General features: G+C 68.6%; 13 protein-coding genes and 1 tRNA gene. 7 read left to right on the top strand and 7 right to left on the bottom strand.

Translation table 11 applies throughout. The features are described from left to right. Positions 1-19: 19 nt before the first annotated feature. Positions 20-697, top strand: coding sequence for a deoxyribose-phosphate aldolase (deoC, locus tag ACWDPV_RS06100; protein WP_449742172.1), 678 nt, complete (start codon positions 20-22; stop codon positions 695-697). Between the two features lie 35 nt (positions 698-732). Here deoC and ACWDPV_RS06095 read toward each other — a convergent pair whose 3' ends face one another. Beyond that, on the bottom strand, positions 733-1,701 hold the full coding sequence (locus ACWDPV_RS06095) for an NAD(P)/FAD-dependent oxidoreductase (RefSeq protein ID WP_449742171.1): 969 nt from the start codon (positions 1,699-1,701) through the stop codon (positions 733-735). Further along, a complete protein-coding gene (locus ACWDPV_RS06090; RefSeq protein ID WP_449742170.1) occupies positions 1,698-2,570 on the bottom strand; it encodes a class I SAM-dependent methyltransferase in 873 nt (290 codons plus the stop codon). Before ACWDPV_RS06090 ends, ACWDPV_RS06095 begins: the two co-directional genes overlap by 4 nt. 114 nt (positions 2,571-2,684) lie before the next feature. On the opposite strand from ACWDPV_RS06090, the gene ACWDPV_RS06085 reads away from it, so the two are divergent. Together ACWDPV_RS06085 and ACWDPV_RS06080 are read left to right on the top strand one after the other, a co-directional pair. Then, a complete protein-coding gene (locus ACWDPV_RS06085; RefSeq protein ID WP_449742442.1) occupies positions 2,685-3,275 on the top strand; it encodes a helix-turn-helix domain-containing protein in 591 nt (196 codons plus the stop codon). Between the two features lie 59 nt (positions 3,276-3,334). Continuing rightward, on the top strand, positions 3,335-4,591 hold the full coding sequence (locus tag ACWDPV_RS06080; RefSeq protein WP_449742169.1) for a L,D-transpeptidase: 1,257 nt from the start codon (positions 3,335-3,337) through the stop codon (positions 4,589-4,591). 32 nt (positions 4,592-4,623) lie between these two features. On the opposite strand, the gene ACWDPV_RS06075 is transcribed toward ACWDPV_RS06080, so the two are convergent. Next, a complete protein-coding gene (locus tag ACWDPV_RS06075) occupies positions 4,624-5,382 on the bottom strand; it encodes an SDR family NAD(P)-dependent oxidoreductase (protein WP_449742168.1) in 759 nt (252 codons plus the stop codon). A gap of 69 nt (positions 5,383-5,451) precedes the next feature. On the opposite strand from ACWDPV_RS06075, the gene ACWDPV_RS06070 reads away from it, so the two are divergent. From ACWDPV_RS06070 to ACWDPV_RS06060, 3 genes are read left to right on the top strand one after another with little or no spacing between them, the layout of a single operon-like run. Further along, a complete protein-coding gene (locus ACWDPV_RS06070) occupies positions 5,452-6,570 on the top strand; it encodes an ROK family protein (protein WP_449742167.1) in 1,119 nt (372 codons plus the stop codon). A 45-nt stretch (positions 6,571-6,615) separates the two neighbouring features. Beyond that, positions 6,616-7,428, top strand: a complete 813-nt coding sequence (locus ACWDPV_RS06065; protein WP_449742166.1) for a transglutaminase-like domain-containing protein — start codon at positions 6,616-6,618, stop codon at positions 7,426-7,428. A 5-nt stretch (positions 7,429-7,433) separates the two neighbouring features. Then, complete coding sequence (locus ACWDPV_RS06060) at positions 7,434-8,558, top strand: zinc-binding metallopeptidase family protein (RefSeq protein WP_449742165.1); 1,125 nt, start codon at positions 7,434-7,436, stop codon at positions 8,556-8,558. 37 nt (positions 8,559-8,595) lie between these two features. On the opposite strand, the gene otsB is transcribed toward ACWDPV_RS06060, so the two are convergent. From otsB to ACWDPV_RS06040, 4 genes are all read right to left on the bottom strand, one after another. After that, positions 8,596-9,384 carry a trehalose-phosphatase gene (gene otsB, locus ACWDPV_RS06055; RefSeq protein ID WP_449742164.1) on the bottom strand — a complete coding sequence of 263 codons (789 nt, stop codon included), beginning with the start codon at positions 9,382-9,384 and terminating at the stop codon, positions 8,596-8,598. Continuing rightward, positions 9,381-10,961 (bottom strand): alpha,alpha-trehalose-phosphate synthase (UDP-forming), encoded by a 1,581-nt coding sequence (locus ACWDPV_RS06050; protein WP_449742163.1) that lies wholly within the window; start codon positions 10,959-10,961, stop codon positions 9,381-9,383. The genes otsB and ACWDPV_RS06050 overlap by 4 nt, the downstream gene beginning before the upstream one ends. Positions 10,962-10,964: 3 nt before the next feature. Next, positions 10,965-11,132 (bottom strand): hypothetical protein, encoded by a 168-nt coding sequence (locus ACWDPV_RS06045; protein ID WP_014358961.1) that lies wholly within the window; start codon positions 11,130-11,132, stop codon positions 10,965-10,967. A 150-nt stretch (positions 11,133-11,282) separates the two neighbouring features. Then, entirely contained in the window at positions 11,283-12,713 is a 1,431-nt protein-coding gene (locus ACWDPV_RS06040) for a threonine/serine ThrE exporter family protein (RefSeq protein ID WP_449742162.1), read from the bottom strand. Positions 12,714-12,718: 5 nt separating this feature from the next. Here ACWDPV_RS06040 and ACWDPV_RS06035 point away from each other — a divergent pair. Beyond that, a tRNA-Thr gene (locus ACWDPV_RS06035) sits at positions 12,719-12,790 on the top strand. Positions 12,791-12,813 lie beyond the last annotated feature (23 nt).

Below are 12,813 nucleotides of genomic sequence, written 5' to 3'. Positions count from 1 at the left end.
GTGTGCCAAGCTCGACATCGTGACCACCACCGACCTCCGCCGTGACGACGTCGCCGCCCTCGTCGATCACACCCTGCTCAAGCCCGAGGCCACCCGCGCCGACGCGCGGGCCACCGTCGCCGAGGCCGCCGACCTCGGCGTCTACGCGGTCTGCCTGTCGCCGTCGATGCTGCCCATCGACACCGGTGCGCAGCGCAGCTGCGTCGTCGCCGGATTCCCGTCCGGCAAACACCATTCGCTGGTCAAGGCGGCCGAGGCCCGGCTGGCCGTCGATTCCGGTGCCGACGAGGTGGACATGGTCATCGACGTGGGGTCCGCGCTGGCCGGTGAGTTCGACGAGGTGTTCGCCGACGTGCTCACCGTGCGTGAGGCGGTCGGCGCCGACACCGTCCTCAAGGTGATCGTGGAATCGGCGGCCCTGCTCGAACTCGCCGGGGAGGTCACCCTCGTCGAGGTGTGCCGACGGTCGGTGGCGGCCGGGGCCAGTTTCGTGAAGACCTCCACCGGCTTCCATCCGGCCGGCGGGGCGAGTGTGCGGGCCGTGGAGATCATGCGTGCCGCGGTCCCGGACAGTGTCGGGGTCAAGGCGTCCGGTGGTATCCGGGACGCACGCTTCGCCGCCGAGCTGATCGCGGCCGGGGCGACGCGTCTGGGACTGTCGGGAAGTCGCGCGGTGCTCGAGGGATTCCCCGAGTAGGTCGTACGGCCGAGTCACTCACCCCGTCGAGTACCTCACCCGGCGGTCGCGAGCACGCGTCGTCGGACATCGGCCTGGATCAGGTCGGCGTTGATCAACGCGCCGGCCTGGACCCCGGCCGCGGCCGACGCGCCGACCTGTGCGGCGAGGTCGGCGGCATTGCCCGCCGCGAACACGCCGTCAACGGGGGTGCGGCCACCGAACTCCGTCGGGACGACCGTGCCCATCGGGTTCTCCTGCAACGTGCCGCCGAGCGATTCGTAGAGGCCGTCGCGCGCGACCATCCGGGGACCGACGACGAGCGCGCCGAGGCCGATCTCGCGGCCGTCGGCGAGGACGGCGGCCCGCAGCCTGCCGTCGGTCGAGTCCAGCCGGACGACGGGACCGGCGACGACGTCGATGCCGAGTGCCGCCAGTTGTGCGCGTTCGTCGGCGCTGGGCGTCGGCATACCCTGATCGATCACCGTGATGTGGTCGCTGAGCTGCGAGAACAGCAGGGTCTGATGCACCGCCATGGGACCGGTGCCGAGAATGCCGATGCGTGCCCCGCGTACCTCGTAGCCGTGGCAGTACGGGCAGTGCAGCACGTCGCGTCCCCACAGCTCGGTCAGGCCGGGCACGTCGGGGAGTTCGTCGACGAGGCCGCCGGCCAGCAGCAGCCGTCGTGCGGTGATCTCGTCGCCGGCCGCGGTCCGGGCGACGAAGCCCACCTCGCCGTCGACGGACGATCGGGTCACCGAGGCGACGGTGCCCTCGACGATGTGTGCTCCGTATCCGCGGGCCTCGTCCCGGCCGAGCCGAAGGAGTTCGAGGGGCGAGATGCCCTCGCGTCCCAGGAGGTTGTGCGCGCCGTCGGCCGGTGCGTTGCGGGGATGGCCGGCGTCGACGATGAGCACCGAGCGCAACGATCGGGCAAGCGCGACGGCTGCGGCCAGCCCGGCCGCGCCGCCGCCGACGATGAGGGCGTCGACGTGTGTGGGGATGTCGGTCTCGGATGTGGTCATGAGGGCTCCTCGTCGTGGGGTGTGTCGTGGGATGTGCGGGCGATCCAGACGAGTCGCCCGGTGCGGATGTGCAGATCGGTGCGGGTTGCGAGCGAGGCCGGGCCCCCGCCGAGCAGGTCGTCGACGGCGGCGAGATCCTCGGCGGCGAGGTCGTCGGCGAGGCCCGCGCGCACCCGGGCGAACCAGGCGTGGGCGTAGGCCCGGGTCAGATCGGTCGTCTCGGGGATGTCGATGGTGATCGTGTGGGTGCCGGCCATCGCGAAGCCGGCGTCGACGATGGTGCCGGTCCAGTCGGGGAACGAGTTGTAGCCGCGTCCGGCCATGATCGCCTCCATCCGGGTCTCGACGCCGGTGCCGTCGGGTGGCTCGGGCAGGAAACGTGGCTGATGCGGCATCTCGATCACCGCGAGGACGCCACCCGGGCGCAGGCGGTCGCGGGCCTCGCGCAGCAGTGCGGCGGGATCGGCGACGTGGTGCAGCGATGCCGACGCCCAGATGACGTCGGCATCACCGATGTCGGCGGGCCATCCGTCGTCGAGGTCGGCGATCACGATTCGCGCGGCGGGTGTGTTCGCGCCAAGTCGGGCGGCCATCTCGAGCGAGGCGTCGACGGCGACGATCTCGGTGCCGGGGAACGCGGCGGCCAGCGCGCGGGTACCGACGCCGGTGCCCGCGCCCAGGTCGACGACGACCTCGGGGGTACGCCGCAGCGCCGCGGTGATCAGATCGGTCACGTCGGCGAGATAGGACCCGACGACGGCCGCGTCGAGTTCCAGGAGTTCGCCCATGTCGTGGTCGGTGTGCCCGTGCCCGTGCCCGTGCTCGTGCCCGTGACTCTGTGCGTGGTGTTGGTGGTGATGTGTCCCCATGACTGCCACGCTAGCGGCGACTTGTCGATTCGGCATACACTCTTGCCCATGACGCAAGAAATGGATGAGGCCGAGATCGACGGGGCGGAGCCCGACGTGGGCGAACTCGACGACATCGACCCCGACATCGACACCGTCGTGCGGCAACGGATCCGCGCGATGCGCGTCGCCAAGGGCTGGACCCTCGACTCGCTGGCGCACCGATGCCACCTGAGCCCCTCCACACTCAGCCGCATCGAGACCGGACATCGTCGTGTCGCGCTGGATCAGCTGGTGCCGATCGCCCGCGCGCTGGGCACCTCACTGGACGTGCTGGTCGAGCCGGTCGCCGACACCGACGTCGTCATCCGCCCCGAACCCCACACCACTGACGGGATCACCGTGTGGCCTCTGTCACGGGATGCGACGCCGGCCGGGGTCGTGGTGGCCAAGATGCGGATGGACCCCACCGTCGAAAAGCATGCGCGGCAGCTGCGGGTGCATCCGGGTCACGAGTGGTTCACCGTCCTCTCGGGAACGGTCCGGCTGCGCCTGGCCGAACGGACGATCATCATTCCCGCAGGTCACGCCGCCGAGTTCGCGTGCACCGTGCCGCATTCCATCGCGCCGCAGGACGGTCCGGCCGAGATCCTGTCGATCTTCGACCACGACGGAGAACGGGCGCACCTGCGGGGTTCACCGGCATCCGCGGCGTCGCTCACCTGACTGCGATCACAGCTGGCAGGGAGCGTTTCCTCAGATCGGCTCGGTACGCTGGTTCGGTCATGACTACGTACCCGATTCCCAACCGCCGCACGGTTCTCGCCGCGGCCGGTCTGGCCACCGCCGGACTCGTCGCCGCCGCGTGCGGGCGATCCACCGACACCCCGGCCGCGCAGGAATCGCGGGAGCCGACGGTCAAGGTCACCTATACGCCCGCCCTCGACGATCCGGATGCCCCCAATCCCACCTCGACGTTCGAGGTGAAGGCATCCGGCGGCACGCTCAATCCGGACGTGAAACTGCTCAATCCGCGGGGTAAGTCGGTGGCGGGAACGTTGTCGGAGGACCGCACCACCTTCACCGTCAACGAACCACTCGGCTACGACACCACCTACACGTGGGAGGGCAGCGCCGTCGGCCAGGATCGCCTGTCGGTGCCGGTCGAGGGATCGTTCACCACCCTGGCCCCACAGACCCAGCTGAACCTGGTGGTCAACATCGCCGACGGCCAGGAGGTCGGGATCGCGGCGCCGCTGATCCTGAAGTTCGACGGCACCGTCACCGACAAGGAGGCCGTCGAGCGGGCGCTGACGGTGACCACCACCCCGGAGACCGAGGGTTCCTGGGCGTGGCTCGGCGAGGACAACGGGTCGCGTGTGCACTGGCGGTCGAAGGAGTACTTCGCACCCGGCACCAAGGTGCACATGACGGCCAAGCTCTACGGCCTCGATCACGGCGACGGTTCCTACGGTGCCGCCGACGTCACCAGCGATTACGTCATCGGGCGTTCGCAAATCGTCAAGGCCGAGGCGTCGTCGCATCAGATCGTGGTGGTCCGCGACGGGGCCACCCTGATGACGCTGCCGTGCAGTTACGGCGAGGGCGACCTCGACCGCAACGTCACCCGCTCGGGCATCCACGTGGTCAGTGAGAAGCACGAGGACTTCTACATGTCCAACCCGGCCGCGGGGTACTTCAACGTCCGTGAACGGTACGCGGTCCGGATTTCCAACAATGGCGAGTTCATCCACGCGAACCCGGAAACCGTTGGCGTGCAAGGATCGTCGAACGTCACCAATGGCTGCATCAATTTGTCGCTGGAGAACGCGCAGCAGTACTTCAACACCGCGATCTACGGTGATCCCGTCGAGGTGACCGGTACCCGCATCGACCTCTCGGAGGCCGACGGCGACATCTTTGACTGGATCTTCGACTGGCCGACCTGGAAATCGATGTCGGCGATCAAGGGCACCCCGCGGTCCTCGTCGGTGCCGGCCACCCCGCAGGGGGCGCCGTCGTCGGTGAGCGCACCCAACTGACGCAGCGCCCTGAACCCGCTATCCGGAACCCGCTATCCGGTCTTGACGTTGCGCCGCGCGGAGGCCTGATCGCGGGGCTTGAGCACGATCTGGTCGAGGTTCACATGCGGTGGACGTGACGCGACGAAGCCGATCACCTCGGCGACGTCGTCGGCCACCAGCGGGGTCAGCCCCTGATAGACGGCGTCGGCGCGTTCCTGATCACCGTCGAAACGGACCAGCGAGAAATCGGTCTCGACCATGCCGGGCAGGATCTCGGTGAGCCGGATCGGCTTGCCGAGCAACTCGAACCGCAGGGTCCGGTGCAGGACACCCTGCGCGTGCTTGGCCGAGGTGTAGCCCGCCCCGTTGTCGTAGGCCTCGATCGCGGCGATGGAGGTGATGGTGACGATCAGTCCGTCGCCGGACGCCTCCAGGGCCGGCAGCAGCGCCTTGGTGACTCGCAGCGTGCCGAGAACGTTCGTCTCCCACATCCAGCGCCAGTCGTCGAGGTCGGCGGAGGCCACCGGGTCGAGTCCTTTGGCGCCGCCGGCATTGTTGACCAGGACATGCACGGCATCCAGCCCGTCGACGAACCGTGCCACCGACTCCTCGTCGGTGACGTCGAGTTGCCTTCCGGTTCCCCCGATCTCGGCGGCCAGCGCCTGCACGCGGTCGACGCGGCGGGCACCGAGGACGACGTGATAGCCCTGTGTGGCCAGGGCGCGGGCGGTGGCCGCACCGATACCCGAGCTGGCTCCGGTGACCACGGCGATGCGGCTGTCGGAGGTGGGTTGTGTGGACTCGCTCATGGTCGCCAGCTTACGACTCGGCGCCGATGGCACCCCTTTCGGTTCGGGCATGCCCTAGATTGATCTGTCATGCAGACGGTGATCCCGGCGACCCTGGCTGTCGGGACCTCGCCCGCGGCAACGGTTTTGCAGGCCATCCGGGTGGGTGCGCCGATCATGCGCGACACCCTGGCGCAGGTGAGCGGACTGTCACCGGCGACCATCAACCGACAGGTGACCGCCCTGACCGAACTCGGCTTCGTCGTCGAACGCCGTGATCTCGTGCACCACGGCGGGATCGGCCGGCCCAAGTATCCGCTGACGCTCGATCGCGACCGCCTCTGCGTGGCCGGGATGCACATCGGTGCGCGACGAACCCTGCTGGCGATCGCCGACCTCGGTGGGCGCACCCTCTACAGTCACGCGGTCCGCACCCCGCACGACGATCCGGACGCCGCTGCGAGTGCGTTGTGCGCACAGGTGGCCGAACTCGCCGAACGGTTCTCGGGTCGTCGCCTGCTGTGGGGTGGAGTGGCGATCGGCGGTCACGTCGACACCACGACCGGCGTCGTCGAACATCCGTTGCTCGGCTGGCGCCGGGTCGGCATCGGCGCGCGACTCGCCGACGCCCTCGGCGTCCCGGTGTCGGTGTGCGAGCACGTCCAGGCGATGGCGGCGGCCGAACTGCTGCTGAGTTCGCCGCACAGCGGTGGGGATCTGGGACTGTTCTTCTACGCGCGCGAAACCACCGGCATGGCGGTGACCGTCGACGGCCGGGTGGTGGTACCGAGCCGCGGCGCGGGATCGGTCGCCGGTGTGCCGGTGTCGGCCCCGGTCCTGTGCGGTGGACCCACGCGATTCCAGGACGTCGTCGGCGTCGAGGTCGGACGCCGCGCCGCGGTACGGCTCGGGCTCCGCGAGGATTCCTCACGCATCGTCGACGAGCGGGCCCGCATCCTCGGCGAGGTGGTGGCGCAGTTCCGTGACGCCGTCAACCCCGACTCGGTGGTCGTCGCCGGCGCGGCATTCGGCGCGCACCCGCAGGGGCTCGCGCCGGTGCAGGCGGCGTTCGACGCGGCGTCGGCCATCGGGTGGCCGCTGGAGCTCACCCCGTCCCGGTTCGGGCTGTCGGTGCAGGAGAGTGCGGCAATCGTGGTGGCACTCAGCGTCATCTACGCCGATCCGGTCGCCGCGATGTCGGTGCACTGATCGGCCGCCCGCGCAGCCGGCGACGTTCTGCCTTACCGTGTGGTCATGACAATCCCGCCACGTGACGTGGCCGCCTCGATGTCCATCTCCGTCACCGCCCCCACCGAACTCGAGATGCAGATAGCCGTCGCCCACATGCCCGGACTGAGCGTCGACGAGTCACTGGAGGTGACCGTCGACGGCGCGTCGGTCGACGTCGAGGAGCTACTCGACACCTACGGTGGCCGCATCCACCGCCTCTCGGTGGAGTCCGGGCTGGTGCAGGTCGACTACCGCGCCACGGTGCTGACCCCGGCCGACCCGGTGGCCGTGCAGATCACCGACCGGTCGATCTACCTGCGCCCCAGCCGATATTCTGAGGCCGACAAGTTCTTCGGCTTCGCCGCCGGTCAGTTCGATGCCTCGCTGCCCGACGGTGAACTCCTCAACCAGGTGACCGCCTACGTCGAGGACCGCCTCGATTACATCCCCGGTGCCAGCGATCCGATCGACGGTGCCGTCGACACACTGCTCGCAGGCGCCGGTGTGTGCCGCGACTACGCGCATCTGGTGGTGGCGTTGCTGCGGGCGCTCAACATCCCGGCACGCTTGGTGGCGGTGTATGCACCGGGCTGCGATCCGATGGACTTCCACGCGGTCGCCGAGGCATTGATCGACGGCGAATGGGTCGTCGTCGACGCCACCCGCCTCGCGCCGCGTCAGGGTCTGGTGCGTATCTCGACCGGACGCGACGCCGCCGACACCGCCTTCCTCGACAACCACAGCGGCTCGATCAACCTCGACTCCTATCAGGTGACCGCGGTGGTGCGCGGCGACCTACCCTTCGACGATGGATCGGAACGGATCCGCATAGGCTGAGCATCGTGCATGCGCTGACGTGTCCGATCTGCAACGCCCTGTCGGGATTCGCCAATCAGAACTGTCCGCAATGCGGCACCACCGTCGGTGTGCATCTGCCCAGCCGCACCCTGGTGGTGGCCTCCGAGGAGGGCATCGACATCGACGGGCAGCGCTGGGAGCGCTGCTCGAACTGGGATCGCAACGGCTGCAACTGGATGACGTTGTCGGAGGTGTCGGAGGAGAATGCCGGCCTGCGCGGCCTGTGTTTCCCGGATTCGTTGGTGCGGCGGCGCCCCGACCCCAGTGACACCTTGGCCAGCGAGAAACTCGCATCCACCACCTTCGATCTGCGGATGCTCGTCTTCCAGCTCGTCGATCTGGGGTTGCCGGTCGAACCGTACTGGCGGAGCAAGGGCGGCCTGGCCTTCGATCTGCTCTCCAGCCTGTCGGAGGGCCGGCAGGTCCTCATCGGCCACGCCAACGGCGTCATCACCATCGATCTCGCCGAGACCCTCGATGCCTACCGGGAACGGCTGCGCGTGCAACTCGGAGAGCAGTACCGCACGATGCTGGGGCACTTCCGCCACGAATCCGGCCACTACTACGAGAACGTGCTCGTCGAGACCGGGGAGGGCGCCGACCTCTATCTCGACAAATGTCGCGAGATCTTCGGTGATGAACGGCAGAGTTACGCCGACGCGCTGAAACGGCACTATCGAGAAGGCCCGCCCGACAATTGGCGGGACTCCTACATCTCCGAATACGCCACCATGCACCCGTGGGAGGACTTCGCCGAGTGCTTCGCGCACTACCTGCACATCACCGGCACCATCCACACCGCCCGTGAATCGGGGCTGATGCTCGAAAGCGATCAGGTGCGGTTCTCGATGGACCGCGACATCGTGCCGTTGGAGTCCTACGCCGATCAGCCCATCGAGAAGCTGCTCTACGACTGGAAGTGGTTGGCCACCATGTTCAATCGGGTGAACCAGGCGATGGGGCGGCGGCCGCTCTATCCGTTCGAGATCCCGCAGCCGGTGGTGCGCAAACTCGGGTTCGTGCACCGGGTGATCCGCGAGACGGCGAAACGCCATCCGGTCACCGACCCGCTGGTGACCACCGCGACGGTGCCGGCGTCGGAGTCCTGAGCCCGGGCGCCGGGTCTGAGCCGCCGGTCTCCCGAACTCAGCCGGCGACGGCCACCCGGCGACGTTCCGCGACGAGGGCGAGCACCGCCGCGACGTCGTGCGGGTCGCCGATGCGGTATTCGGCGGCAGTGTCGCCTCCGCCCACCTTGATGCTCACATCCTGCCCGTGCCGAAGATGTGCGAAGGCCTTCTCGTCGGTCACGTCGTCGCCGAGATAGATCACCACGTCGGCTCCGGTGCGTTCGCGCAGGAAGTCTAGCGCCAGGCCCTTGCTCGTCTTGATGACGGCCAGTTCGATCACGGCCTTGCCCTCGGTGGCCTCGACGCCGGGCCATGACGCAGCACCGCGGCGCGCGGCGTCCAGGGCGGCCGCCGCATCATCGGGGGCGGCGTTGCGCACGTGCAGCGCCGTGCTGATCGGCTTGGTCTCCACCGTTACACCGTCGAATTGCGCTGCGATGGAGGTGAATTCGTCGACGATCCGGTCGAGCAGGGCGTGTTGTCCGGCGGTGACGGGCTGCTCGAAGCCGGTGTCGAACTCGCTACCGTGACTGCCGATCAGGGTGATGTCGGCGTCGTCGCCGAGGCCCGAGCGGGCCGCGAGGTCCGACAATGCGCGCCCGGAGATCACAGCCACCCAGGTCCGCTCGAGTGCACTCGCCGCGCGCAGTGCATCGATGGATTCGGGCAGTGGAACGGCGTCCTGCGGGCGTGACACGATCGGCGCGATGCATCCGTCGTAGTCGCTTGCCAGCAGCAGCCGCTCAACGGTGGCCGCATCCTCCAGGACTCGGCGGACCTCGGCGGGGAGGTCGGTGGCGCTCACTGTTCGGACTCGGACCGGTCGGACCCGGGTTGCTCGGACGCGAAGGACTCCGAGTCGTCCGGATTCACCAGTTGCACACCACGATTGGCCGACGACGTGGTCTCCGCGGTGGCCGCCAGGGTGCCGAGGAAACTCTCCGCCCACTTGGCCACGTCATGGGTGAGGACCTGCCGACGCAGGGCCCGCATCCGCCGTCGACCCTCCTGCGGGGTCTGGACGACGGCGGCTTCGATGGCGTCCTTGACGCCGTCCAGGTCATACGGGTTGGCCTGATAGGCCGATCGCAATTCCGCTGCGGCGCCGGTGAATTCACTCAGCACCAGCGCGCCGCCCAGGTCGCTGCGGCAGGCCACGTACTCCTTGGCCACCAGGTTCATCCCGTCGCGCAGTGGCGTCACCAACATCACGTCGGCGGCGACGAAGAACGCGATCAGATCCTCGCGTGGCACCGGCCGATGCAGATACTCGACGACCGGATGGCCGACGCTGCCGTAGGTCCCGTTGATGTTGCCGACGAGTTGTTCGATGCCGGCCCGCATCTGGATGTAACTCTCGACCCGTTCCCGGCTCGGCGTGGCCAGCTGCATCATGACGGTGTCGGCTGCGTCGATGCGCTTCTCCGCCAACAACTCCGACAATGCCCGCAACCGGACGTCGATGCCCTTGGTGTAATCAAGGCGGTCGACGCCGAGCAGGATGGTCGTGGGGTTGCCGAGTTCCTTACGGATCTCGGCGGCCCGCTTGCGGATCTCCCGGGAGCGGGCCATCGTGTCGAGTTCGCTGGAATCGATGGAGATCGGGAAGGCGCCGACCCGCACCGTGCGGAATCCCACCTGCACGACCCCGAACCGGGACCGGACACCCACGGTGCCCTTGCTGGTGGCCTGCCCGGCCAGTCGGCGCGCCAGATAGAGGAAGTTCTGCGCCCCACCGGGCAGATGGAAACCGATGAGGTCGGCACCGAGGAGGCCTTCGACGATCTCGGTGCGCCACGGCATCTGCATGAACAACTCGACCGGCGGGAACGGGATGTGCAGGAAGAAACCGATGCGCAGATCGGGACGGAGCATCCGCAGCATCTTCGGCACCAGTTGCAGCTGATAGTCCTGCACCCAGACAATCGCCCCGTGCGCGGCAGCCCTGGACGCTGCCTCGGCGAAACGTCGGTTCACCTCGACGTAGGTGTTCCACCATTCGCGGTGATACTCGGGCTTGACGATCACATCGTGATACAGCGGCCACAGGGTGGCGTTGGAGAATCCCTCGTAATATTCGGCGATCTCCTGCGTCGACAGGGGCACCGCCTGGATGCCGATGCCCTCGACCTCCGGATTGTCGTCGGAGTCGGCGATCCCGGACCAACCGACCCAGGCGCCGGTGTGCGAGCGCAGGATCGGCTCGAGCGCGGTGACCAGACCGCCGGGGCTGCGCTTCCAGCGCACCTCACCGTCCGGGCCGACCTCCTTGTCGACGGGCAGCCGATTGGCCACCACCACGAACTCCGCCCCGTCTTCGGGAGAGTCCGAGTGACCGGTGTTCGACGATGTGCTGTTCGGCCCCGCGTCGGTGGAGGTCACGACTCAGGCGTTCTCGCCCGGTGCGATTCCCAGCATCGACAGCAGCATCCGGCACTCGTCGGCGTCGGTCGCGTAGGCGGCGACGACGCGGCGGGCGGAACTGGCTGTCTCGTCGGCCACCGGCTCCAGCTCTTCGTCGGCGATGTCGGTGGTCTTGGCTGCAGCCATCATGTCCCTTTGGTCGGGCCCCGGTTCGCGGGGCGGACGCGGTCTCGTACTCGTTCGTCTGTGGGCGTCACGCTGTGCTCTTCCTTATGCCAGTGTGGCGTACGCGACAACCTTGCCCATATTACCCGTTTGGCGAAGGGCGACGACGGGGCGTCACCACACGTTGCGGTTGCCGCCGCGTCGCCAGCGCGCCGGACGCGCCCAGGCGGGGGCGGCGATTCGTGGGCGGCGCAGGGTGCGGGCGATGAACTCGCCGAGCGTGACCCCCGCGGCGAGGGCGCAGCCGACGCCCAACGCGCTTGCCGCCCAGGTCAGACCTTCCAGGGTCTGTTCGTTGAGAATGCCGTACAGACCTCGGTAGACGGCCAGGCCGGGCAACAGTGGCGTGATGCCGGCGACGGCGACCACCAGGGGTGGAGTGACGGCACGCCGGGCGAGCAGACCGCCGAGCATGCCGACGCAGACCGCGGCCATCCCGGACCCGATCACGTCGCCGACCGGGATGAAGGAGGAGCCCGCCACCACGCCGACGCCGATCATCCCGGCGACGAACGCGACGGGCAGGGCGCGTCGCTCGGCATAGCTGGCCCACGCGAAGGCGAGGGCGGCCACCGCGCCGGCCGCGACCCGCACCGGGACGTCGACGGCGGCGAACTGGGTGGATGTGGTGATCGTCGGCAGGTAGAGACCGGTGGTCTCCAGCATCCGCAGGGCCATGCCGACCCCGGCGATGATGCCGCCGGTCATCAGCAGCAGTTCGAAGAAACGCGCGACCCCGGTGATCGGCGCACCGGTGATGGCGTCCTGCACCGACCCCACCAACGACAACCCCGACAGCAGCACCACGATGCCCGCGGCGATCACCTGCGAGGGCAGGATCTCGATGCCGATGCGCTCCCCGCCCTCGAAGACCAGCGCGGCCGGCACCACGGCGATGAACCCGCCCGCCACCTGCTGGAAGAACACCGGCGTCCCGATGCGGTTCAGCAGCCGATTGATGGTGACGGTGACACCGGTGGTCACGAAGGCCAAGAGAGCCACCAGCGGTCCACCGCCGAGCAGGACCGAGATCCCGGCCGCCATCAGTCCCCAGGCGAAGGTCGCCACCTTGTACGGGTACGGGTGGGGTGCGGCGATGATCGCATCGACCATCCGGTGCGCGGTCGACGGTGCGATCGCCGAATCCCGTATCCGTCGGATCAGCCGGTCGACCTGGGCGAGCCGGGTGAAGTCCAGCGAGCGGTACTGCACCGTCTGCATGGTGGTGATCGGCGGCAACGTCGCGCCGCGTCGGGCACTGACCACGATGGTGTTGTAGGTGACGTCGACGTCGACGTCGTCGAGCCCGTAGACGCCGGCGACGAAGCGGATCTGGGTGGCGGTGTCGATCGCGCCGGTGCCCGAATCGAGCAGCACCGCACCGATCTTGGTGGCCAGATCGAGCACCTCGGTGATGGCCGCGACGTCGAACCGGTCGATCGGCCAGCGCGGCGCGACCATGATGCTGCCGGGCTCGATCGTGTCGATCGTGGCCTGGCTGGTGCCGATGAGGCGTCGGGCGGCGCGGCGGATATACTCGCGCAAGCAATGCCTCCTTAGCTCAGTGGTAGAGCACTCGCCTTGTAAGCGAGCGGTCGTCGGTTCAATCCCGACAGGGGGCTCGGATTCGGCCCGTTCGGTGATC

The sequence above is a fragment of the Gordonia sp. NPDC003504 genome, from assembly GCF_053587995.1.
This window is presented reverse-complemented; position numbering and strand designations above follow the sequence as displayed.

Bases quoted from the DNA above. Each gene is read 5' to 3' on its own strand.
- ACWDPV_RS06080 (WP_449742169.1), top strand. From the start codon at position 3,335: ATGACTACGTACCCGATTCCCAACCGCCGCACGGTTCTCGCCGCGGCC.
- ACWDPV_RS06090 (WP_449742170.1), bottom strand. From the start codon at position 2,570: ATGGGGACACATCACCACCAACACCACGCACAGAGTCACGGGCACGAG.
- ACWDPV_RS06075 (WP_449742168.1), bottom strand. From the start codon at position 5,382: ATGAGCGAGTCCACACAACCCACCTCCGACAGCCGCATCGCCGTGGTC.
- ACWDPV_RS06045 (WP_014358961.1), bottom strand. From the start codon at position 11,132: ATGATGGCTGCAGCCAAGACCACCGACATCGCCGACGAAGAGCTGGAG.
- ACWDPV_RS06070 (WP_449742167.1), top strand. From the start codon at position 5,452: ATGCAGACGGTGATCCCGGCGACCCTGGCTGTCGGGACCTCGCCCGCG.
- ACWDPV_RS06065 (WP_449742166.1), top strand. From the start codon at position 6,616: ATGACAATCCCGCCACGTGACGTGGCCGCCTCGATGTCCATCTCCGTC.
- ACWDPV_RS06095 (WP_449742171.1), bottom strand. From the start codon at position 1,701: ATGACCACATCCGAGACCGACATCCCCACACACGTCGACGCCCTCATC.